At 41.9% G+C, this 24,638-nt stretch carries 19 protein-coding genes and 1 CRISPR repeat array; of the genes, 10 read left to right on the top strand and 9 right to left on the bottom strand.

The window, feature by feature from the left end; genetic code table 11:
- Positions 1-44: 44 nt before the first annotated feature.
- On the bottom strand, positions 45-1,082 hold the full coding sequence (locus AAG747_RS22650; protein ID WP_346823522.1) for a LacI family DNA-binding transcriptional regulator: 1,038 nt from the start codon (positions 1,080-1,082) through the stop codon (positions 45-47).
- Between the two features lie 350 nt (positions 1,083-1,432).
- Here AAG747_RS22650 and galK point away from each other — a divergent pair, with 350 nt between their 5' ends.
- The 8 genes from galK (at position 1,433) to AAG747_RS22610 (ending at position 11,606) form a co-directional block, all read left to right on the top strand.
- Positions 1,433-2,581 (top strand): galactokinase, encoded by a 1,149-nt coding sequence (gene galK / locus AAG747_RS22645; protein WP_346823521.1) that lies wholly within the window; start codon positions 1,433-1,435, stop codon positions 2,579-2,581.
- 58 nt (positions 2,582-2,639) lie between these two features.
- On the top strand, positions 2,640-3,689 hold the full coding sequence (locus AAG747_RS22640) for a UDP-glucose--hexose-1-phosphate uridylyltransferase (RefSeq protein ID WP_346823520.1): 1,050 nt from the start codon (positions 2,640-2,642) through the stop codon (positions 3,687-3,689).
- Between the two features lie 213 nt (positions 3,690-3,902).
- On the top strand, positions 3,903-4,979 hold the full coding sequence (locus AAG747_RS22635; protein ID WP_346823519.1) for an aldose epimerase family protein: 1,077 nt from the start codon (positions 3,903-3,905) through the stop codon (positions 4,977-4,979).
- 444 nt (positions 4,980-5,423) lie between these two features.
- Positions 5,424-6,662 carry a type VI secretion system tube protein TssD gene (gene tssD / locus AAG747_RS22630; protein WP_346823518.1) on the top strand — a complete coding sequence of 413 codons (1,239 nt, stop codon included), beginning with the start codon at positions 5,424-5,426 and terminating at the stop codon, positions 6,660-6,662.
- A 5-nt stretch (positions 6,663-6,667) separates the two neighbouring features.
- Entirely contained in the window at positions 6,668-7,522 is an 855-nt protein-coding gene (locus AAG747_RS22625) for a hypothetical protein (RefSeq protein WP_346823517.1), read from the top strand.
- A gap of 59 nt (positions 7,523-7,581) precedes the next feature.
- The gene (locus AAG747_RS22620) at positions 7,582-8,037 is read left to right on the top strand and encodes a hypothetical protein (RefSeq protein WP_346823516.1); all 456 of its coding nucleotides are present in this window, start codon (positions 7,582-7,584) and stop codon (positions 8,035-8,037) included.
- 97 nt (positions 8,038-8,134) lie between these two features.
- Positions 8,135-8,698, top strand: a complete 564-nt coding sequence (locus AAG747_RS22615) for a hypothetical protein (RefSeq protein WP_346823515.1) — start codon at positions 8,135-8,137, stop codon at positions 8,696-8,698.
- A gap of 966 nt (positions 8,699-9,664) precedes the next feature.
- A CRISPR array of direct repeats spans positions 9,665-10,825; the repeat unit is 37 nt; unit sequence GTCAGAATGCATTGTCCACTATAAGAAGGATTAAGAC.
- 244 nt (positions 10,826-11,069) lie between these two features.
- A complete protein-coding gene (locus tag AAG747_RS22610) occupies positions 11,070-11,606 on the top strand; it encodes a YybH family protein (protein ID WP_346823514.1) in 537 nt (178 codons plus the stop codon).
- Between the two features lie 42 nt (positions 11,607-11,648).
- On the opposite strand, the gene AAG747_RS22605 is transcribed toward AAG747_RS22610, so the two are convergent.
- The 8 genes from AAG747_RS22605 to AAG747_RS22570 form a co-directional block, all read right to left on the bottom strand.
- The gene (locus AAG747_RS22605) at positions 11,649-12,350 is read right to left on the bottom strand and encodes a hypothetical protein (RefSeq protein ID WP_346823513.1); all 702 of its coding nucleotides are present in this window, start codon (positions 12,348-12,350) and stop codon (positions 11,649-11,651) included.
- A complete protein-coding gene (gene prfH / locus AAG747_RS22600) occupies positions 12,347-12,985 on the bottom strand; it encodes a peptide chain release factor H (RefSeq protein WP_346823512.1) in 639 nt (212 codons plus the stop codon). Before prfH ends, AAG747_RS22605 begins: the two co-directional genes overlap by 4 nt.
- Positions 12,986-13,174: 189 nt before the next feature.
- Positions 13,175-14,677, bottom strand: a complete 1,503-nt coding sequence (locus AAG747_RS22595) for an RtcB family protein (RefSeq protein WP_346823511.1) — start codon at positions 14,675-14,677, stop codon at positions 13,175-13,177.
- A 354-nt stretch (positions 14,678-15,031) separates the two neighbouring features.
- Positions 15,032-15,715, bottom strand: a complete 684-nt coding sequence (locus tag AAG747_RS22590) for a hypothetical protein (protein WP_346823510.1) — start codon at positions 15,713-15,715, stop codon at positions 15,032-15,034.
- Positions 15,716-16,215: 500 nt separating this feature from the next.
- The gene (locus AAG747_RS22585) at positions 16,216-16,659 is read right to left on the bottom strand and encodes an RDD family protein (RefSeq protein WP_346823509.1); all 444 of its coding nucleotides are present in this window, start codon (positions 16,657-16,659) and stop codon (positions 16,216-16,218) included.
- Positions 16,660-17,132: 473 nt separating this feature from the next.
- On the bottom strand, positions 17,133-18,686 hold the full coding sequence (locus tag AAG747_RS22580; RefSeq protein ID WP_346823508.1) for a glycoside hydrolase family 10-like protein: 1,554 nt from the start codon (positions 18,684-18,686) through the stop codon (positions 17,133-17,135).
- An 85-nt stretch (positions 18,687-18,771) separates the two neighbouring features.
- A complete protein-coding gene (murQ, locus tag AAG747_RS22575; RefSeq protein WP_346823507.1) occupies positions 18,772-19,584 on the bottom strand; it encodes an N-acetylmuramic acid 6-phosphate etherase in 813 nt (270 codons plus the stop codon).
- 6 nt (positions 19,585-19,590) lie between these two features.
- Positions 19,591-20,451: an N-acetylglucosamine kinase gene (locus tag AAG747_RS22570; protein WP_346823506.1), complete on the bottom strand. Its 861-nt coding sequence runs from the start codon at positions 20,449-20,451 to the stop codon at positions 19,591-19,593.
- 502 nt (positions 20,452-20,953) lie between these two features.
- On the opposite strand from AAG747_RS22570, the gene AAG747_RS22565 reads away from it, so the two are divergent.
- Both AAG747_RS22565 and AAG747_RS22560 read left to right on the top strand, forming a co-directional pair.
- Positions 20,954-23,149, top strand: a complete 2,196-nt coding sequence (locus tag AAG747_RS22565) for a GumC family protein (RefSeq protein WP_346823505.1) — start codon at positions 20,954-20,956, stop codon at positions 23,147-23,149.
- Between the two features lie 171 nt (positions 23,150-23,320).
- Complete coding sequence (locus tag AAG747_RS22560; protein ID WP_346823504.1) at positions 23,321-24,217, top strand: decaprenyl-phosphate phosphoribosyltransferase; 897 nt, start codon at positions 23,321-23,323, stop codon at positions 24,215-24,217.
- The last annotated feature ends 421 nt before the right edge of the window (positions 24,218-24,638 follow it).

Raw genomic sequence — 24,638 nt, 5'->3', positions numbered from 1 at the left:
TTACCCAAAACAGAAGTTGGAGTTTAGGATATCAATCGTGTCATTTACACTTTACTCCGTTGGCTCGATTGCCCCACTTCCAGCTCCGTGGGAATAATCCTGATCTTGGGCTTTGAACCGGTTTCTGAAGACGGGCTTTCAATTTCTTTTAACAACATCTTGGCGGCTGATTTTCCCATTGCCCGGGAAGGTTGTCGCACCGAACTTAAGGACGGGTAATACAACTTGCTCATAGGCCCTCCGGTAAATCCCACGATTCCCATTTCTTCCGGGATCCGGACCCCTTTGCTCAGTAAATGATGCATAATGGCGAATGCAACCGGATCGTTGATAGCAAAGATCGCATCCGGCGGATCGGGCAATGCCAACAAATTGTCTACCAGTTCCCCTACTTGGCCTTCCATGTCAAAATGCAGCAAATAACCGGGAGTCAAAGCAATCCCGGCATTTTCCAAAGCCGTTTTATATCCGGCCGTTCGTTGACGGCTGATGACCAAATGTTCCGGCCCGCTAATATGTGCTATTTTCCGGTAGCCTCTTTCCAGTAAATGCCGGATTGCTTTATAGGCCCCCGATTGATCGTCCACTAACACTTTGGGAAAATTGTCTTGTTGCCCGGGTAATACCCGGTCAAACAACACTACAGGCAGGCCTTCGTCCCTTGCGTATTCCAGGTGTGTGTAGTCTTTGGTTTGTGTGGACAAGGAAATCATCAAGCCGTCTACTTGATGATCGAGCAACAGTTCTACATTTTTCTTTTCTTTCTCAAATTCTTCATTCGAGCTACAAATAATCAAGTTATACCCTTGCTGATGCAAATATTCCTGCATCCCGGCAATGGCATTGCCAAAAAAGGGTACGGCAATATCCGGCACAATCACCCCTACATTATAGGTACGCTTGCTCACTAAACTTCTCGCCAGAAAGCTGCGCTTATAATTTAATTCCTCTACCAGTTCTAACACGGCCTTTTTGGTTTCCGGCTTCACGTCAGGGGCATCGCGTAAGGCCCGCGAAACCGTAGAAACCGAAACATTCAGCTTTCTGGCCAGGTGTTTTATCGTTACTTTCTTTTTTTTCATAAGATACAAGGCATGCAAATTCGCCAGCTCTTCTTCCAAACCCTGACAAAGATGGAAATTTTTTTCCTTTCGAGAACGGTACCGGAAACGGTATTTTCAGCTCCGGGCATTTCTCCTCTATTTTTTTCATCGAACATTTTCTAATATCGCATTCACAAATGAAACAAAACTGAATGATGAGTGATCAAACGGTTTTTAATATGAGGATCAATAGAAATTTTCCATAGACTAAACCAGATAGATCTTACTAATAAATTTTACAAATTGAGTAGTGGACAATAAACCTTTCGGGTATTTACCCGGAAGGTTTATACACCAAAACTCATTAAAGGTTAGGACCAGGACTCGCTATGCAAATAGACACTATACTACATACATTCCATGAGCACTTCCAGGGTGAGCCCCTGATTGCAAAGGCACCGGGACGGGTAAATTTGATTGGAGAACATACCGATTATAATGACGGCTTTGTATTGCCTGCCGCTATCGATAAGGAAATGGTATTTGCACTGGCAAAAAACAATACCGGTACGGTAAGGGCTTATGCATTGGATTTAAAGGAGCATGGAGAATTTTCATTGGAATCGCTACAAGTTCAGTCCGGTTGGATCAACTACTTGATAGGTGTGGTAGCCGAAATGAAAAAGCGAGGCGTAAAGATCGAAGGCTTTGATGCCGTATTCAGCAGCGATGTGCCTTTGGGTGCCGGCATGTCATCCTCTGCCGCTTTGGAGTGTGCCTTAGGAACCGGACTCAATCACTTGTTTGCCGGAGAGCTCAATCAACAAGAGATCGCGCTAAGTGCTCAAGCGGCCGAACATAATTATGCCGGGGTAAAATGCGGCATTATGGACCAGTTTGCTTCCACCTTCGGTAAGGCCGGTCATGTGATCAAGCTGGATTGCCGGAGTATGAGTTGGGAATATATTCCTTTGGACATCAGCGGATATAAACTGGTGCTTTGTGATACTAACGTGGCCCATTCGTTGGCCTCATCTGAATACAACATACGTAGGGAACAGTGCGAAGTAGGAGTACAAATCCTCCAACAATATTACCCGGAAATCAAAAACCTCCGGGATGTAACAATCGCTATGCTAGAAAAACATTGTGAGGAGTTTGATGCCACCATTTACCAGCGCTGTTCCTACGTTGTTAAAGAGAATAACCGCTTGGAAAACGCCTGTCAAAGTTTGCAGGCGGGTGACTTGGAAGCCCTTGGACAACTGATGTACGGTTCCCATGCCGGCCTAAGCCATGCTTATGAAGTTAGCTGTGAAGAGTTGGACTTTCTGGTAGACCAAACAAGGGACAACCCTCAAGTGGTAGGAGCCCGGATGATGGGCGGTGGCTTTGGCGGATGCACGATTAACCTGGTAAAAGAAGAAGCCGTAGATACATTTATTTTCGACCTCCGGGAAGCGTATATGCAGGCTTTCGGGAAAGAAATGAAAGCCTATACCGTAGTGACCGGAGACGGGGCCAGAATCGGAGAATGATCAAACAAACAACAAAAACTAACTCCAAAACATTGACATCTATACAACTATAAAAGTGATGCAAGGCTTTAACCCCAACGAACATTCTCATAGAAGATATAATCCGCTCACCGGGGAATGGGTGCAGGTGTCACCACACCGTACCAAGCGCCCCTGGCAAGGGCAGGTAGAAAAAGCGGAAGAGGAAAAACGTCCTGCACATGACCCGAACTGTTATCTCTGTACGGGAAATACCAGGGCGAATGGTGTAGTCAATCCGGAGTACACAGCTACTTATGCGTTTACCAATGATTTTGCGGCTTTGGTAGAAGGCGTTCCCAAAGGAGAAGTAGAAGAAGGCAACGGCCTGTTCAGGGCAAAAAGCGAACAGGGAATTTGCAGGGTCATTTGTTTCTCTCCTCAACATAACCTGACCATTCCCGAAATGGAAGTCAGCGCCATCAAACAGGTAGTAGACCTTTGGTGCCAAGAGTACTCCGATCTGGGAAAGATAGACTTTGTCAATTATATACAGATTTTTGAAAATAAAGGCGCGGTCATGGGATGTTCCAACCCTCATCCTCACGGGCAAGTGTGGGCACAACATACCCTACCCGATATTCCGGCTAAAAAACAGTACCGCCAACAAGAATATTGGAATGCACATGGGCGCACACTTCTTTCCGATTACCTGAAAATGGAATTGGAAAAGCAAACCCGTATTCTATTTGAGAATGAACATTTTGTAGGCTTGGTGCCCTATTGGGCCGTATGGCCTTACGAGGCCATGCTTATTCCCAAAAGAGCCGTTTCCAGAGTAATTGACCTCAGCGAAGAAGAAAAACTGGCCTTTGCCGATGCCTACAAGCAATTAGGAGTGATGTACGACAATTTGTTCGAAACTTCATTTCCTTATTCCGCAGGTATCCATCAGGCCCCAAGCGATGGACAAGCCCATGCAGCCTGGCATCTGCATATGCTGTTTCTACCACCTTTGTTGCGATCGGCTACGGTAAAGAAATTTATGGTAGGATATGAAATGTTGGCGACTCCGCAACGGGATATCTCCGCAGAATCCAGTGCGGCCCGGTTAAGAGAACTATCAAAAGTACACTATAAACAGAGATAACTTTTTCGTAATCGTTATTCACAAAATTAGAATACATACACATACTATCTATTTCGACTAACAGGTGTAAGCGCAATCAAATACATGAGTCTTAGTGGGTTAAGGAATCATTTCATTTGTTCGTCTTAGTATCCTGTTAGTTTTATTTTTCAATTCACTATCTTGTACTATACACAAGATATTTTTTTGTATTAAAACAACCAATGAACCACTATGAGGGCAAAGCCGATAGCCACTATTCAAAAAACTTCCTGGGGAAACGTTAGAGGAAAAGAGGTCTTTTTATTTACCTTAACAAATACCCAAGGACTCAAAGCCGAAATCACCAATTACGGAGGCATTTGGGTAAGTCTTTTTTGTCCGGATAGAAACGGTCAATGGCAAGACATTGTATGGGGCAGGGATTCATTGGAGGCATACCAAGAAGAGCATCCTTTTCTGGGCGCCATTGTGGGGCGCTATGCCAATAGGATTGCCAAAGGGGAATGCCATATCGATAATCAAATCTATAAATTTGCCGTTAATAATGGCCCCAACCATCTGCATGGAGGTTTGGAGGGTTTTGATAAAGCGGTTTGGGATGCGAAAATCATTCAAACCGAAGAGTATGTAGGCTTACAACTTTATCACTTAAGCCAAGATGGCGAAGAAGGCTATCCGGGAAACCTCTCTCTTACGGTCGAATATATTTTTACCAATCAAAATGAGTTGAAAATCCATTATCGGGCAAAAACGGATAAAACCACGGTGGTTAACTTGACCAATCACGCTTATTTTAATTTAAAAGGACAAGGTTCCATTCTGGATCACAAACTTCAGCTCAATGCCCGGTTTTTCACCCCTTGTGACGAAACAGCCATCCCTACCGGAGAAATCAAGTCGGTACGCAATAGCCCGATGGACTTTACCCAAGCCAAACGTATAGGGAACGACATAGAAGAGGAGGACTTACAATTGCGTCACGGAAAGGGATATGACCATAACTTCGTCTTGAACAAACCTTATGGAGTACTAGGGCTTGCTGCCATTCTTTCGGAGGAAAGCACCGGAAGGAAAGTGATGATGCACACCACAGAACCCGGTCTGCAAGTCTACACGGGCAACTGGCTGGAGGGCACAAAAGTTAAAAACCAACAAGTCCTCAAAGACAGGGAAGGCATCGCTCTGGAAGCCCAACACTATCCGGACTCTCCCAACAAACCGCATTTTCCCAGTACCGTCTTGACACCGGGAAAAGAATATCATCAAACCACGGTGTATCAATTTCTTGTGGAGAGCAATGATAGGTAAATCTGCCGCGCAACCTTCCGGATGGATAAGGAGATTTTCAATTAGTAGTTTGTGTTGGCAGGCTTATGCAAGAAGCAATTGTTTTTTAACGAAATCCGAACCTGCTCCTTGGTATATTGTTTTCCGTAATTCCTTTGAGGGGTACAGGTCAGTCACGAAGCCGATAAAAGGTAGGGCATCATGTTTTAGAGGAATTTGAATTAGAGATAAATTAATTACCAATATTTACCTATACTCCCTACTCATTCATTACTAAGGGGAATTGTACTTTAAGAGAGAAGCAAGCCAATAGGTTTGCTTTTTCTTTTTTATACAGCCTCACTTGCCCGTTAGTACAAACCTATTTTGAAAACTTACCGCTTACTACGCATTTGTATTCTTGGAAAAGTTTTATACATTTACCGGAAAACCAGCAATTATAACCGTAAAATACTATTCTTCGCAATGAGTCTAATCGCTAAAATGTATGTTGAGGACAAGGAAGTTACCATTCTTGACTTCAAATTCCGGTTTACCCGTTCGGTAGACGAACACGGCAAACCCATGGGAAAACCTAACGGGACGATTTTTGACATTACTTTTGAAACCACCTCGGATCAAAGCTTTTTCGCCTGGTCGGTGGGTATGGATATGGTGAAAAAGGTAAAGATTGTCGTCTCTCCGGTGACACAGGACAGCAAAAGCCGGGTGTTTGAGCTGTACGATGTACACTGCGTCTTTTTCAAAAACCACTTCAACGGGGTAAACGGGGAACCCATGATGACCCAAATCAAACTCTCTCCGGCCATCCTCTACGATGGAGGGTACAAAATCCTGGAACACTACTGGAAGGAAACGGATTTGAGCGTGAAGACGGAGCCAACCCCATTAACCGATCCTTACGATAATTTGACCGCTGGAGCCGGGAATGTGTTGGGGCCGGTAGTGGAAGATTCGGAGGCTGAAAAGAAGGAAGAAGAGGGTACAACTCAAAATAAGTGGAGAGGAAAAGGACATCTTATCATTGGGTATGATACAGAACTAAAAAGGAATTTTGATAAGGCAGTAGATAATGTTAATTGGGATTTTATTCTTGCAAATACCTTGGAGGAAGCGGTTGAAAAAACAAAAGCATATTTAACAGAAACCGGACTATCCAAACTTACAACCTTAGTGTTAAGGTCACATGGATCTGGAGCGAGTGCTTTGGCAGTAGTAACCTTTGGTTACCCAAATGCTTCTTTAAGTGGGGGAGCTAGGTTACTTAATAGTGATGCAGTTGAAAAAATGAAAAAAGATGTATTAACCCATTCAGGAAGATTAATGGCAGTTTTATCCATACAGGATCTTGCCAAAATGGTAAAAACAGGAGGGACTATCTTTTTTACAGGATGTGGAGGGGGAACCTTTAACCCAAGAGGAGGAGGTAGTTTGGGTCAGTCCTTGACATCCCTTCCGGAGTTTAAAGGTAAAACCGTTTGGATGAACCATGATAATTCGGCGAAAGCTTACCATCAAAAACTATTAGAAACTAATCTCACAAAGCCTTCAAGTTTAAATAAAGGGTTTATGAAGTTTATAGATGGGAAACCTTATGTGCCTAAATATTCTGTTGGTTTTCTTTTAAAAAGCACAGGACCCCGGCCATTTGTCTATTTGGATGCCACCAAAATACCTAATAATGTAATAAGACACAATCGCTAAGTCCTATGAGAAAGTATCTTCTAATTTTCCTAAGCTTATTTTTTTCTTTGCCTGTCTTTTCTCAAAAAAACAAAGGAGGAAACCTTTTAATTAAAGAAGTATTTGAAAAAGCTGATAAAATATGTGAGTTAAAAAACTATACGGATCAAAAAACCATTCACATGGGGACTTATGCTCATTTTGACTTTTTGAAAATGAAACCGGATTATAAAATCCCACCCACAACAAGTCCCAGAGAGTATTTTGAAGTATATAGAGACAGGAAAAACAGGATTACCAGAATCAATCAGTATAGTAAAGATCATTATTTTCAGAACAACGATTTTTACCTCTATTATGTAGAGGGTATCACTTTTATGATTTGCTACACTTACCATTATGCCTCAAGGGAGAAGGAGAATTTTGATGAACCCGGTATGTGGGTGGGAGGTTTTTTTGTACTGGTCGATGAACAGGCGTATTACTTTTCTTTAACCAGGTACTATGTAGATGATGGGGCACTGCCTATGAATACTTTGTATAATATTATGGAATTGCGTTCAGATCTAAGACCCATCAAAAAACTAAAAATATTTGAAAGTAAAATCCTTTACAGGACTTGGATGGTTTATAAAAAGGAAAATAATAATTTTCTTGATTTTGAATACTTGGAGGTATTCGAGCAAACTTCCATACCCAATAATATAGAGAAGTATAGTTTGACCAACCTCTATCAACTTTTTAATATTGAGGATGTATATAATCCGGACTTCTTCCCAATAACAGGAGGACAAGAATTAATTGAAGTCGGTAGATTGTATCCTGATCAGTATGATGATGGACAGTACTTATGGCTTAATGGAATGTATCAATATAAATGACTTACTTTAAAATATTTTGTGTAATAATATTTTTCCTCTCATCCTCCTGCAACAATACGGTGCATCTTGATCAAGAAAAAATTGTAAGCAAGTGGAAAACACAAACTAAAAAAGCCTTGGAGCCTTGTATACCAGTAAGACAGAGGCAGGGAGAGGAGCTATTTCAAATGCTTGATAATAATAAAATAAGGGAAAGAATTATTCAGGTTGTCAGTGAACGGGAAAGTTTTCAAGAAGCATTTCCCAAAGCAAACTTCATGTATATATGTGAAACATATGATTATGGAAGATTTCAATATTATGATCTAACTATCAAATTAGATGCAGGAAACTATATGCATTCATTTATATATCATAAAAACCAGGATTCACTAGAAGTTATGCCCCCATCAAATATTAAAAATTACCCGGATGCCGAAATAGTTAATTTTGATTCGGCAGACCTTCTCCCTTGTGATTGCCATGTAGATTATTTTTTAATTGATTTTAATACAAAGATTGCGCTCAAAGATTAAATAATTACCCCACAAAACCCGGCTTTAACCGCTGGGTTTTGTGATTTTTTTAGGGATATAAAGGCCATTTCAGACTCTATTCAAAGTTGAAATAAAAATGAAAAGTAATCATATAAATACAATGCTCTTCGCAATTATTACTTTGTTTGTAATAGCCTTTTCCCAAGGCTGTACACAACCATCTGTACCTTTTACCTATCATAATGTACAAGAATGGGATAATCTTACATATAAAGCTTTTGCAAAATGTCCTTCTTTACCCAACCTAACTTCTCCTTTAGCTGGTATTCAACATTATGAACATAGGAATAAACTATTGAAAATTGTCTCAAGTGAAAAAATAACCTTTAAGGAAGGTGCTGATATTCATATTCTAGAAGGGTACAATATAGGTACATATTATGAAGCAAAAATATGGAAAAATGGTGATAAATATTACCACAGAATTGTATTGCTTGGTAAAGAATACAGACTAAAAAAGATACAAGATCCTAACTTCCAAAATGAGATTTTTAGTTATTATGATGCCTTTAAAAATCCTTGTAGTTATGATAAAGAAAGCACAGATCTTATACAGAGTATGAGTTGTTTAACAACCTTCAAATATCATGAACAGGATAGTTCCTATCATATCAAAGATTTAAAAGTTAATGTCAGGTAATAGCTAAACTTGTATGAGATATAACCCAAAACCCCGGCTTTACCCGCCGGGGTTTTGGGTTTTGCTCGTGTAACAAGAATGCTACCTATCTATTGGAATTCTCAGCCATAGGGCTTATTTTTCAGGAAAAGAAAGGCAAAATGACCAAAAACTCGATTCTGTTCCGGGAAAATTTCAATACATATATCTTATTTCCAGCTACTTATATCGAGCAACGGGTCAGAGAGGCACATCCACTATAAGAAGGATTAAGACTGAAAAAAATCACCAACTCTTAATACACACACTGGCAGTCAGAGAGGCACATCCACTATAAGAAGGATTAAGACTCGAAACAAGAAATGGTGTATAAAATGGTGCTTGAGTCAGAGAGGCACATCCACTATAAGAAGGATTAAGACGTGCTTATTTCTTTATAAATGTTATTAACTAAAACATGTCAGAGAGGCACATCCACTATAAGAAGGATTAAGACTAAACAACTCTTTAACTTGGTTCTCGATGTTTTCGTCAGAGAGGTAGTTGAAGGCAACCCCCGATCCATTATAAGAAGGATTAAGACAAACACAAGATCGTCAACCCACATGCCTTCAATGCTAAGTCAGAGAGGCACATCCACTATAAGAAGGATTAAGACCCGGGTAATTCTCTTGCCAGTCTTTTATAATTTCTTTTTGTCAGAGAGGTAGTTGAAGGCAACCCCCGATCCATTATAAGAAGGATTAAGACTTATCAAACATTCTATTATCAGCCACATGGTAAATGTGTCAGATAGGTAGTTGAAGGCAACCCCCGATCCACTATAAGAAGGGTTATAGACTTTTGAATGGGGTTTTCTATTTCATAAAGAAGTTCTATTTTTGGGAATGGTAAAAGAGTATAGACGTATGATTATTTTGTTTTCAAATAGAATTATTCAAAGTTTTTACTTGCAAAGTACTGATAATCAAGAGGTCTAAAAAATGCTGTCAGAATGCATTGTCCACTATAAGAAGGATTAAGACTCAAAATTAGGTTTGTTCAAAACAGGGATTTGGGCACGGTCAGAATGCATTGTCCACTATAAGAAGGATTAAGACCTCTAAAATCTGTTAAACTAACTCTAGAATCCAAGAAGATGTCAGAATGCATTGTCCACTATAAGAAGGATTAAGACATTTCCTGTCCTCTACCTTATGAACGGATACAGACGTCAGAATGCATTGTCCACTATAAGAAGGATTAAGACAAGATCTCCATGCAAGGAATGTCCTTTAAGGAAGTTGAGTCAGAATGCATTGTCCACTATAAGAAGGATTAAGACAAGATCTCCATGCAAGGAATGTCCTTTAAGGAAGTTGAGTCAGAATGCATTGTCCACTATAAGAAGGATTAAGACACTTCCTAGACTTCTTTGGAACCATCTGGCTACAGGAAAGTCAGAATGCATTGTCCACTATAAGAAGGATTAAGACAATGGTAGAAGGTTTAAAAGAGCAAGACAAAAGAGGGTCAGAATGCATTGTCCACTATAAGAAGGATTAAGACATATTTTCGAAGGAGGTAGACGTGAACTTCCATGGTACGTCAGAATGCATTGTCCACTATAAGAAGGATTAAGACTCACTTTCTCCAGTCCTCTATCTGTTTTGATAATCTTGTGTCAGAATGCATTGTCCACTATAAGAAGGATTAAGACATCGTCCAGGTATTGATACCTAGATCTTATTGTGGCAGGTCAGAATGCATTGTCCACTATAAGAAGGATTAAGACTCTTTAAAGATTAAGGTTGATTAATAAGTTAAAGCAGTCAGAATGCATTGTCCACTATAAGAAGGATTAAGACTTTCCCCCTAAAAGCTTAAGTCTTTTCTTATCTTGTCAGAATGCATTGTCCACTATAAGAAGGATTAAGACTTGTAAACTACTTAAAAGAAGTAGACTTTAGAAGGATTGTGTCAGAATGCATTGTCCACTATAAGAAGGATTAAGACTTTAAAAATACGTCACCTTTATTTTTAAATATAGTATGTGCGTCAGAATGCATTGTCCACTATAAGAAGGATTAAGACTTGAATATTATTTTTTCACATTGTATAGTTTCAATATTGTCAGAATGCATTGTCCATTATAAGAAGGATTAAGACTTGTTTTTGGTTGATAAATACGGGTCCCATTCAGAAGAAAAGCATTCGTTATAAGCCGGTCGAACAAGCCAAAAGGCCCACTGAAAAAACGTTGGACTAACCTCCCGTTCCTTTTCTCCCCATACCCAGGGATTTGAGATTGGATGTGATCTTTATTCCATCAAAGAAGTTTCCTTGGACTTGAATTACAGCTCCTGAATGCTTGTTGAGTAGATAAACATTCTTCACTAAAATTCATGAGCCCATGAAAAAGAGAATTGTTCAATCCCACCCTGTACATCTACTTATCTTGCTATTGGGGATAGCCGGGTTCTTACAAAGTTGCAATACGGCTCCTCCCGACCAAAAAATGGAGCCAATGGACAACAAAGCGGCCATTATGGAAGCCAATAAGGCCTTTGAAGAAGCGGTTGCTCAACAAGATGCGGCCAAAGTAGCCGAACTGTATACCATGGACGGACAAATCCTTCCCACAGGTCATGACATTCTCTCCGGTCATGAAGCCATTCAAAATTTCATTTCCACCGTCATGGAAGAAGGGAATGTCCGAAGGGTGGAACTTGAAACCCTCGAAGCCGAAGCCATCGGAGAAACTTCTTTTGAGGTAGGAAGATACTCCCTATTCGGTGAAAACGATGAAATGGTGGATCAAGGAAAATATATTGTCATCTGGAAAATGGAAGATGGCAAATGGAAACTGCACCGCGATATATTCAATAGCAATATGGCTCCCGAGCAGGGAATGGATTCGGAAATGATGGATGAGAGTGAGGAAAAATAACCCAAAGGGCCCAGGTAAGGTAATTTTACCTGGGCGTTTTTTTTACCAAAGGGGCAGGTGTTTTCTCATCTTGCGTTCCAGTGTTTCTTCTTCAAAATGTACCAATGCCATTTTTATCCGTCTTCGCTGTTTCCGGTGATAATTTACCCGGGCCCATTTTCCGGGATACCCCCCGGCATATAATGAATAAGGATACAGTTCTCTCTGATTCAACTGAACTTCCAGTTCGGCAATTCTTCTTTCTAATTCTCCATCAATCACTTTACGGTGCGTAAGATAGGCTTTGGTATATCCCGGAACAAAATAGTACGAGGGAACCAAACAATAATACGCTTTCACACTCCCTAACCAAGGCGACCAATACAGTTCATATTCTTTAAAATATTTTTTGGCTTTGCCAGAAAGAAGTTTGTACCGGTCTTTTTCAATAAATTTAAAGCCCGGAAACTGGAATAGTTTATTATTTTCAGCGGCACGTTCCCACTCCTTATTGACATGTGGCTTGTCCCTTCCCCAAATCCATTTTGCCGCGATTTTTACAATTTCCTGAAAGACAGCCGCATCCTCACGGTTGGCGATGTCTTGCCGCAAGACCAGATGTTTAAACCAGCCATGCCGGACAGGCTTTTCCAGGCGGACATAGCCCAGCTTTTGTTGTGCTATGCTTAATCGCTCTATTTGTTTGTGAAGGACTCTTGCCTTTCGCGCGCGGATAAGGTATTTATTTTCAATACTATTTTTCATGTACTCACCTCCTTAAATTCTTTTCCTTTAAACACTTTCACCGGATTCCCTCTTTGCAGAGTCAAATGCTCTTTCCACTGCTCTTCGGCTTGCTCCTGAAACTTTTTTAACCGGTATGCTTCAAATACTTCTGTAAATCGCTGCAAAGCCATTTTTTTATTTTGATGTTGGGAACGAGAATCACTCGAGGTTACAGAGAGGCCAGTGGGTTTGTGTAGTAAGCGTACCGCACTATTGGTTTTGTTTACATGTTGTCCTCCCGGTCCCGAAGCGCGAAAAGTCTGGTATTCCAGCTCACTTTCTTTCCAGCTTTCCGAGTTTTTCCGGTCCAAAACACTCACACCTACAAACCAGTTTTTTCGTTTGTGGTATTTCCGGTAATGGCTTTTCCCTATCCATTGCAATGTTCCCTGCCAGGACTCTACATAGGTCTTGGCCATGGGGCCTTTTATCTGCAACACAGCGGAATACAAGGTCCCTGGCTCAGGCCCCGGTGTTCTCTGCAATACTTCATACGGGAATTTTAATTTTTTAAATTCAGTAATCAATGTCTTTACGACTTGTGCCACCGCCCAGCAGCACTCGGCTGGTCCGCGGCCTGCGGTTATTTGTAAGAGAACGCAATCGTTTCCCATGATTTTCAAGAATATTTAACCGGATAATACTTTAAAATGAGGCGTATCCTTTGTAGCGAAAGGAGCCCGCTCCGGGAAAAACAAGGCAATACAAACCTAGCCCCCGTCACCGGGCGCCTTTCGTCTGCTTCTCTTCCAATGACTGTTAACACAGCCATCCGGATACGCATTTACTAGTTCAGGTAAAAATCAGTTTTTATCCATCCGTACAATTTTGGGCGTGAATTTTCCCACAATATCCACCAGGCTTGTCTGGCTTTGCATCACCGCCTCCAAGTCTTTATAGGCAATGGGCGCCTCGTCTATTCCTCCTCCGATCAAAGTCACTCCTTCCCTGCTCAACACCTTTTTTAAAGCACTTCCCGTAAAGGATTCACGGGCTTTCTTCCGGGACATTTTCCGGCCAGCCCCGTGGGAAGCGCTGTTCAGGCTTCCGTCTTCCCCTTTGCCCCGGACTATATAACCGCATGCCGTCATCGAACCCGGAATCACTCCTAACTCCCCTTTGGCAGCCGGAGTAGCTCCTTTCCGGTGAACGATCAACTCTCGGCCATCCGCTTGAAGCTCTTTCCAGGCAAAATTATGATGATTTTCGATGGTCACCACAGGTTTAATCCCCAGGTATTTACTCAGATGGTAATGGATCTGATCATGACAGGCTTTGGCATAATCCCCCGCCAGGTTCATCGACAACCAATATTCTTGCCCTTCTTCCGCATCCAGATCCAGCCAGGCCATATGCTGTGCTTCCCTGGGCAAGGGACAGGTTTCACGGGCGATTTGGGTATAGTGTTGGGCAATGGAAGCCCCCAAACCTCTTGAACCGGAATGGGACAATAAACCGACATAAACTCCCGGAGGCAAGCCAAAAGGGTCTTCTTCCCTGACTTCCACCAGACCGAATTCTACAAAATGATTTCCGGAGCCCGAAGTTCCCAATTGCCTGGCTGCTTTTCCATGCAATTGCTTTAATAAGGGGGTTACAGAAAATTCTTGCCGGTCCAATATTTCATGTTCCTGTGCAATTCCCAATTCCCCTCCGGTCCCGAAACATGTCCGCTCCTTCAAAGCGGTTTTGCACTGGTATGCATAGCGGTTCAAAAATTCCGGCCGGAGATCATACACACTTAAGCTCATCCGGCAACCGATATCCATGCCTACCCCATACGGTATCACTGAATTCCGGGTGGCCAACACGCCTCCGATCGGCAAGCCATAGCCTTGATGCGCATCCGGCATTAAAGCGCCTCGTTCTGCAATGGGCAGACGCATAGCCATTTCCATTTGCAAGTACGCATTGCTACTGATATGCTTTCGGCCATACACCGTAAACTCTCCGGTTTCCCGCAGAGAAGCCACCTCTTTTCTTTCTTTCAAAGAAGGCTTTTCGTCAAATTCCGCAGCCAGCTTCGCCCATACCGGGTCGCTATGAAACTCCTCCGGATGTTCTTTTATTTTCGCCAGAAAATCAAGCTTTTCTTGTTTGGAACCGTGTTTAAAATATTGAGCCATCAAATTAATCGCCAGGCTTCTGGCTACATCCGATGGATAATTAAGTTTTTTAAGGTCTTTTATTTTTAACTTACTCTTGCCCATAAAGCGGTCTTTCAAATGGGCTGCCGGTCTATGTCCTCCGAAGATAACGTCAAAAGAACACAATACATGCTGTATACTGAAGATCACTCGCTTCATTCCTTTAAACCCTTAGGAATAAGGCAATGACCCTCCAGCATTTGCACACCGGAAAACAGCCCGATTAAACAATGTAATTAGGATTTTTTTGACCAGTTTATAGTATTTCTGTCAGGTAAAGGTTACCTGGTACTGGTCTATTGTGCGATATGGTAAGTAGATTCCAACATAATGACCTCCTTTCTTAAAGGGTGAAAGGAACTATTGAATTGTAGCTGCAAAAGAAAGAGATTATTTTGAAAATAAAAAATTGACAATCGTTTTTTTAAGAAATAAATGTTAACCCTGTACCCATCCAAAGAAAGGTATTGGAAAGCGGATCAGCTCCCCAATACCGATGACATGGCCGGTTAGTTATCTCGCGGTGGTATGCGACACTTGGAATATACTGTAATTTCCGGGTTCTCCGGCAAAGACCAAACTGTAACTATAGTCCGAAAGCATAGGAAATACATCATTGGCCGTCCCCCCTGCCAAAGGGCTGTCATCATCTGCATCCAGTATCACGACTTGATGTGTGGCAAATAAATTCAAGCGGAGAGAAGTTGCGGTAAAGTTCAGCCCCGTCACATCGTCATGTTCCAATACCGGATTGGCTCCGGGAAAAATATCCTCAAAGCCCAGGGTATCACTCGTACTGGGATTGATAAATGCGAATTTCACATCGCCTGTATTTTCGGAAGACATATTCGCCAAGACTAAAGTCGTTTGACCGTCATTGGGGAAATGATCCCGGAAAATGGAAATATCCGCATCATCGTCATCCTCCAAAATATATACCGAATAAAATTCATTCGTAGTTAACCCCAGATCCACGTCAAATTCGTCTTGATTGGTCTGTACGGTAAGTACCGTGTCCGAAGGAACCGTAATGTACTTATTGGCGGCTCCATGCCCGGTTACCGTGACCAATTCCTGGCTCTCCAGAAGTAACTTCACTTGCGTGTTCGTATTTACCGTGTTAATCAGGAGAAGCATTGAACCCGAAGGAGCAGGACCGTTATCATCATCGTCACCACAACCTGAAATCAGTCCCAAAATACTGAAAAGAAGTATCAAACAGTACTTTGGAAAAAAGGTACGTGAAACTTGAAAAACCATATGTTCAAAAGTTAAGTGAAAGGAAGCGTAAAGGGTGTGTTGATGCAGTTGGGTTTGTTGAAAACCAAGTGTACATGAGGGAAATGCACTCTATACAAGTTACAAAATAATTGCATACGTACTACCAAAAACTCATAGATGCTTCGCCTTATCTTTGTTAAAAATCGAGCATATCAGACGATGTATATCCGCTTCGATAACCCCTCGCCATTTTGCTTGTTCTATAAAGAATGGGCATTCTTGATGGGTTCAGTTGAGTCCCTTCGTTTCGGTCTCTCCGTTTATTCCGTCACCTATAGGGTTTAAGTATACTTAATCGTTTCCGGTTCGACCGTAAAACAGTAAGATCGGCAGCCGAAGCATATATGCCTACCAAGACAAAGTTTGCTATAAAAAAATCTCTCTATGTTTTTATCGCTAACGTTAGTACAGCATTGTTACACCCTCCGAACTATCGTCCCACAGATTAAATCGTGAAGCCCCTGTTTTTCTTTATTAATATCAATCATAAGAACACCTAATAACGATATCATTGAAATAACTTTTAGGGGAAACCTTATTATTGCCTTGGCCAATCCCAATTTGGAACCATTAGAATTATAGATTCTTAACCTTGTAAATAACTTCCCCAATGTAGCTCCTAAAGTCCCTTCTAAAACGGCAAAGTACAACCAGTATACCGGAAGGGTTAAGAAGGTAATTTCTGAAAAACCAATTATTGATTCTGTTTGCCAACTGTCTGAATCTCCAGTTAAAGAAAGAATAAAAATCTTAATTAGCATTAAATCTATGATAAGTGCAAACAACCGAATCCCAAATTGAAGCTCTAAAGATTTTGTGTGTCTAGGCTTTCTAAAACTTATTCTTTTATTAAGCATCATCTTATTCCAGGGAATATTCCAGTTAGTTTATGACTGACCAAAAACGTTTCCGTTGAGATCAGAAATTTGATTCGTTTAGCGGCAGCAATTATACAAGAAAATCAGTAAAAATAAATTTATAGTTTAAATAAAACAGCCAGGGCTTTCTATTCTAAGTTTCGATATTATTCACTATCAAGTGTTTAAAATAGCAAAGCAAATGGTACTATTCATTTATTGATTTTGTGCCACTGCTTAAAAAAAGCGGTCTCTTCTTCCAATACACCTCCACCAAAACCCTTCCTCCCAATTTTATATTTCCTGTGACAACATTGTTGATTATCTTAAAAACAAACCCAGAAGGGCAATACAACAAAAAAACCTCCGATACACGGTGTATCAGAGGTTTTTTCAATTATTTTATGAGCTCTTGTAAAAAGGATTCCAGTGTATATTCAAGGACTCAAAGGGATCGTATGGAAATGAGAATATGCTTAATCTTTCCGGGTCAATTCGTTCTGCCAGGCATCTTGTTTCCCTTTCAAGGTCAGGGTCACGGGCTTGCTTTCGTTGTTTGCCCGGTCAATGGAAGTGATACAGTAGGTGTAGGTTTTTCCTTTTTTCACCGCTTGATCCATATACTCCCCTTTGGCAAGTTGCTCGGCAGATAACACGGTCAAAATATTTTGGGGATCGCTTAAATCACCTGCCTGATCTCCTTGAAAACGGTAAATGACAAAAGAAGACGTTTGCCCGGGCACCGCCTCCCATCGCAAGCGAACTTTGTCCTCCTGCTTTCTGGCTTCAAGCAATACAGGCACTTCCAGGTCGCCTTGTTTTTTCCAAGGCATAGGAGGAGTCAAGGCATTATGACGGTAATGTTTTTTCTTGATTTTCTTCAGTACTTTTTCCGGCACCTTCTTAAACGACTTGGCGCTGAAATAAATACTTCCCTGAATGGAAGGATATTCATGATTTAGTTGCAATTGTTTATGCAATTGATTGAGTTTATGCCAATTGCGGTCTTTCCCGTTTTTCACCCTGTACATGGCCTGCCCGATATACAAATGGCGGCCATAGGTATTTTGCGACCACCAATCGGCCAGCTTATCATAAGCGGCAGGCGGAAAGCCAATTGTCCAGTACAATTGCGGTACCACATAATCAACCCAACCTTCTTGGAGCCATTTGCGCACATCGGCATACAAATCATCATAAGTGTTGACTCCCGCTTTGGTTTCCGAACCTTCCGGGTCCAGGCTTTGATTTCTCCATACTCCAAACGGGCTGATCCCAAACTTCACATACGGCTTTACGGCTTGAATACTATCGTATACGGATTTTATCAGTTGGTCTACATTTGCCCTTCGCCAGTCACCTACCACTTCGTATTCGCTACCGTATTTTTCATAGCTAAGAGAGTCGTCAAACACCTCGTCTTTCACCGGGTAAGGATAAAAATAATCATCGAAATGAATGCCATCCACATCGTAGTTATGGACGACTTCCATGATCACGTTTTGTACAAAGCTACGCACTTCCGGATTTCCCGGATCAAAGTAAAAGCGCTTACCGTATTTCACAAACCACTCCGGATGCTGCTTCAAGGCATGCATGGAGTCCAACACAGTGGTGTCGGCATTCATTGTGGCACGGTAGGGATTGAACCAGGCGTGAAATTCCAATCCTCTCTTACGGGATTCCTCTATCATAAATTGAAGCGGGTCGTAATAGGGTTCGGGGGCTTGCCCTTGTTTCCCGGTCAGGTATGCCGACCAAGGTTCATATGACGACTCATAAAAAGCATCGGCTACCGGACGCACTTGCACGACCAATGCATTCATCCCGGAAGCTTGTAAAAAGTCAGCCATCCGGATAAACTCTTCTTTCTGATCTTCGGTAGACAAGCCTTTTTTGGATGGCCAATCGATATTGACTACGGAAGCAATCCAGGCCGCCCGGAATTCATGCTTCGGATATTTACTCTGCGCTGATAGCAAGGGCACAAAGCCTATTAAAAAAAATAGTAGTAAACTATAATTTCTCATTGTTTGAATAATCGTTTGATCCGTTTAATAAACTCAATATTGCAGCAAACTAGCTTTCTTGCATATTTCTATAGGCATACAGTCACTACCCAGAGGTATTGGAATAACTGTCTATGGCCTGCCTCACCGAACCTTCGGCAACCAACAACTCCCGGGCTTCTTCATAAGGCAAAGGTAAAGCTTCCATCAACATTCGAGTGCCCCGGTCAACCAGTTTTTGATTGCTCAATTGCATATCTATCATTTTGTTTCCCTTTACCCTTCCCAAACCAATCATGGCCGTGGTACTGATCATATTCAAGACCATCTTTTGAGCGGTACCCGCTTTCATCCGGGTACTGCCTGTCACAAACTCCGGTCCGACCACCACTTCCATCGGAAAATCTACCGACTGCGCCAAAGGAGACTGCGCATTGCAAGTAATCCCGGCGGTAAGCAAACCTTCCGCTTTGGCTGCTTTGACTCCACCGATCACATAAGGCGTTTTACCGGAAGCTGCAATTCCCACAACCGTATCATTTGGCCCGATAGCCAAGGCTTTCAATTCTTGCCAGGCTGCCGTTTCATCGTCTTCGGCATTTTCCACTGCTTTTTGGATAGCGGTAGGCCCACCGGCAATCAAAGCGATTACCAGCCCATGCGGCACACCGTAAGTTGGCGGCAACTCACTGGCATCCAGGATGCCCAAACGCCCACTGGTACCCGCCCCCAAATAAAACATCCGCCCCCCTTTCCGCATACGTTCCACCAGACGTTCCACAAATTCCGCAACTGTTGGCAACACTTTTTCTACTGCCTGATGTACTTGGGCATCCTCCCGGTTGATACAAGTAAGCAATTCCCGTACGGAACGTTTTTCCAGATTATCATAATTTGAAGCCGCTTCTGTTGTACTCATTCTTCCTTATTTATCAATTACAAATGCTTGTTTATGAAAATTTTGCAACCCGGCCAAGGGGTCCTTACTTACCCTACCGATAGCCAAGTGATAGGTATTTGCCGTAGTCATCAATTGCTCTTTAAAGTAATAGGCCACTGAGCCTGTGATGTTTACCTCATACGACTTCACCCCGGTAAAAGGCAGGATATAATTTTTGAAAAAGGCTTCGAAATTCCGGATCACCAATTGATGCAAATCAGGTTCTGCAATATGTGAATGGATAAAGGGCACAAAACTCGCCAACATTCGATTGGGAAATGGCAATTGGTAAATTTTGTTTAAAATATCTTTGGCCGTCAGTTGGTAGGTAGCGTAAAATTCCTTAATTACCTCCTGAGGAAGTTGATTACGTAAAACCCGGCCGATCAAATGCTTTCCCAACACCGCTCCGCTCCCTTCATCCCCCAATACATAACCCATAGAAGGCGCTTGCTTCACAATACCTTCCCCATTGTACATACCGGCATTTGCCCCGGTTCCTAATATCCCCACGATACCTGGTCGCTCGTGAAATAGCCCCCGGGCGGCACCTAACAAATCACTATTTATATCCAAATCCACTCTATCATCGTCCAAAGCCTCTCGGATCGCTCGGCTTACCACACTGTTTTTTTCGGGACCGGAGCACCCTGCTCCATAAAAATATACCCGCTCTACCGGCCCGGTAAGCCCCGGGAGTAAACCCTCCCTTACAATATTGACTATCTGCGCTTCTGTCTGGTAATAAGGGTTAATGCCCTCCGTACGGACCTTTACCGGGTCACCTTCCGGTAAAATTCCCAACCAAGCCGTTTTTGTAGATCCGCTGTCCGCTATCAATACCATAGATTTTTAAATTTTTCGCTTTTAATCCTTATACAAAGATTGAGAATATTTTACCTGGGGTACTCACTGAAAATCGTGATTTTGGAAAATCATCATTTCACCCGTATGGTAGTAAAGGTTGAAGGATGGAAGGATCGAGGACTGAAGGGTGACGGGTTGAAGGATGGAAGGATCGAGGACTGAAGGGTGACGGGTTGAAGGATGGAAGGATCGAGGACTGAAGGGTGACGGGTTGAAGATTGAAGGATTGCAGGATGGAAGGGTTGAGGAATAGGGAAAAAGTTGAAGAAAGCGGGGTGGAAAGAGGAGGAATTGAGGGATAAATTGTAAATACCTTTAAAAATTTCTTAATAACTCCAAAGATAGGCCTCTTCTGCCGGCCGGGATATTTTAAAAGAGTGGCAAATCGCTATTTTTGGCGCAATCAAAATCAGGGGTGGTGTGACGCCCCATTTACCTGAACCTTTTTAAGATTAATTCTTGAATATAATTCCCTTATTTTATGGATTTGATTTCACTCTTTAAAGCCTTATTAAAACGAAAATGGCTGATCCTGACAGTAACCCTGATCGCCTCTGTACTGGCCTTCTTGTTGACCTTGGATATGAAAAAATCATATCTCTCCAAAGCACAACTGGCTACCGGTTATACTGTGAACGATCCTTTTGATGACGACAAATACAATTTGTTTGAAGTAAAAGTAAAGTTCAGCAACCTGACGGCCTCCATCGCTTCTCCAATGGTGATCAACCTCCTTTCTTACAAGCTAATCATCAATGATTTGCAAAAGAGAAAGCCTTTCCGCAAAATCACCAACGAGGATAATTTGGCAAGACTTAAAACCATTAATACTCAGGAGGCTATTGGCATTTTTGAGGAAAAATTGGAAAACCTGGAGCCCCTTTCCACTTATAATGAAACCGACAAGGAATTAATCGAACTATTAAAAATATACCGTTACGATGACGAATCCATCCGGGAAAGTTTACGCATCTGGCGGGAAGGACAAACGGATTACCTCACGGTAACCTTTTCTTCCGAACATCCGGAACTATCCGCCTATGCGGTCAATACCTTGTGCTCCGAATTTTTCAGGTACAACGATTTGATGCAATATCAGCGTCAGGAAGAGTCCATTGCTACTTTTGAAAAACTGTTGGAACAAAAACGGCAAATCCTGGAAGTCAAATCACAATCTTTGGAACGTTTCAAATCACGACAGGGAGTATTAAATTTTGATGTGGAGAGTGAAAGCAAGATCGAGCAAATCTCCAAAGCGGAATTGGCGCTTTCCGAAGAAAAACAAAAAATCAACCGGCTGACCTTGTCCTTGGAAAATGTCAACCGGCGGCTCCGGGAACTCAACGATGCCTTGTCCGGTAACGGAACCGGCAATTTGGTGAATAACTCCAACGAAGAATTATTGGAATTGCAAGAACAAATCAGAGCATTAAATCAGCGCTACACCAGCACCGGGCTACAGGACCAAACCTTGCAAGATTCCTTGAACATCCTACGAAATAAAAAAATTGCCCTGATCAACTCCAACAGCTCAGGTCGTTTGTCTAAAAATGACCTTCAGACAAAAAAACAGGAGCTGACCGAGAAAAAGAACGATCTGGAGATAGAATTGGCCATTGCCCAACAAAACCGGGGAACCTTGGAAAGCAGTGTCCGCAGCCTGAAGAGTAATGCGGGAGTGTATGCTTCCAAAGAAGCACAAATTGCTGCCATGAAAAAAGAGGTAACCCTGGCTACCAATGAATACCAAACCGCACAGGAAAAGTACAATACAGCCCTGGATATGTCAATGGCTTCCCGGAACAAAATCCGGCAGGTTTTATACGGCCAACCATCCATTGAACCGGAACCTTCTAAACGATTGATAATCACGGCCCTTTCAGGAGCTTCTACCTTTGCAATTTCCGTCATTGCCATTTTCTTTTTGATTTATATGGACATGACGATCAAAACACCTTCCAACCTGGCAAATATGCTAGGGGTGAAAATGCTGGGCGCTGTCAATCAACTGGATTTAAAAAACACACCCATCCGGGAAATTTTCTATCAGGAAAACAGCAAAAACCCGCTTTTTACGACTTTCCGGGAGATGTTAAGAAAGTTGCGGTTTATGATCGACCGGCAAAATGCCAAGACATTTCTGGTGACCAGCACACAACACGGAGGAGGAAAATCCACGTTGATCGAGGCCTTGGCCTGTGCTTTGAGCTTGAGTAAAAATAAGGTTATGATATTGGATACCAACTTCTCCAACAACCAATTGACTCAGCGTTTTAAAGCGTCTCCGGTGTTGGAAGAGGCTGTGGATGCCCGGCCGGAAAAATTTGAAGAACTACAAGACTTGATTACCAAAACCGGTATTCCCGATGTCCATATTATGGGTTGCAAAGGGGGGAATTACTCTCCTTCCGAGCTGTTTCACAAGCAGGACTTCAACCACTTTTTGGCATTGCTAGACAAACATTACGACTATATTTTCCTGGAAGGTGCAGCGATGAATCAGCACTCTGACAGCAAAGAACTCAGCCTTTATGCGGACCGGATTCTGGTCACCTTTTCGGCAAGAGGAGTTATCAAACAAGCCGACCGGGAGTCCATTAAATTTTTGGAGGATCTGGAAGAAAAATTTACCGGGGCAGTACTCAATCAGGTAGAACTGGAAAATATAGAACAGTAAAGCCTTTTATTGTAGACAACTGATTATCAATCAATGAAATCAAGTTACTTGATAAGTAATAAGGAAACCTTTACCTTTCTTGTCAAAATACGTTAATGACTTCTGAGGGATGGGTAAAAATCCTCTATGTGTATACTATCTTCGCTGCAAACATTCAAACAACGATAACCCGTGGAAAAAATCAAATTATTGCGCCCACATCATTGGGTAAAGAACTTATTTCTCTTTGTTCCTCTCTTTTTCTCTGGTGATATATTTAATCTCCCAAAACTCATGGAGTTGACTATTGGCTTTTTTGCCTTTAGCCTGGTAGCCAGTTGCATTTATGTACTCAATGACTTAAAAGATATTGAAGCAGACCGTATGCACCCTAAAAAATGCAAACGCCCGCTAGCCTCCGGTGCCGTATCCAAGCCCACGGCCTATATCCTCCTGGCGGTTTGCTTCATTACAGGAGCCGGCTTAGCTGCTTACCTACATCCGAAGTTTTTATTTATCACCGGAGTATATTTTTGTTTGAATTTAAGTTACAGCCTGGGTCTCAAACATGTATCCATTCTAGATGTTATCATCGTAGCCATAGGATTTGTATTACGGGTAAAAGCCGGTGGGGCAATTGCTTCGGTACATATTTCGATTTGGCTAACCATTATGGTATTTCTTTTAGCCCTGTTTATGGCTGTAGCCAAAAGAAGAGACGATGTAAAATTAAAGATGGATACTGGAAAAGACGTACGAAAAGCCTCTGCCAACTACAATATGGATTTTCTCAATGTGGTATTGGCACTCATCTCTGCCATTACCATCGTAGCGTATTTAATGTACACGGTTTCTCCCCATTCCATCGAACACTACGGGACACATCGTTTGTACCACACATGTTTGTTTGTGATTGGTGGTATTTTCAGGTATTTACAGATTACCTATGTAGAGAATAATTCCGGCTCTCCTACTCATATTCTTTACAAAGACCGCTTTTTACAACTCACCATAGTAGGATGGGTATTGAGCTTTTACTTCATTATCTATTTTAATGAGTTTGAATATTTTATCGCGTCTCTATTCTAAGGCGCCTGTTTTGCATAGTACAGGACGGTAATTTCCACCTGCTACTGTACTATGCAAAGGTTTTTTTCAAAAACTGATTATTTAAAATCAACTACCCTGCTAGGTGATTGAATAAACATTGTAATTGTTAAATACACCTTCGACTAAGTCCAAAACCCGATTGTGTTACGATAACAGACTCCGGCTGTTCCTGCCATCAAAGTTGTTGACTTGTGCCTGTTTCGGTTCCTTTTGAGGCAGCTTCACATTTAAACATACATCAGGACTATAAGCACTCAAGCCACAAAAAACACACAACCATCTAAATTACAGCTAGTTATATCATTCAAGATCAAGCACAACTTTATTGCACTGATTTTAGTATAAAAACAACTCCATTTTTATCTTCATATGAAGTTTGTAAAAAAGCACAATCATTAAC

The sequence above is a fragment of the Rapidithrix thailandica genome, assembly GCF_039710355.1.
In the GTDB taxonomy this organism is placed as follows: Bacteria; Bacteroidota; Bacteroidia; order Cytophagales; family Flammeovirgaceae; genus Rapidithrix; species Rapidithrix thailandica.
The sequence above is the reverse complement of the archived record's forward strand: the minus strand, read 5'-3'. Positions and strand labels throughout refer to the sequence as shown.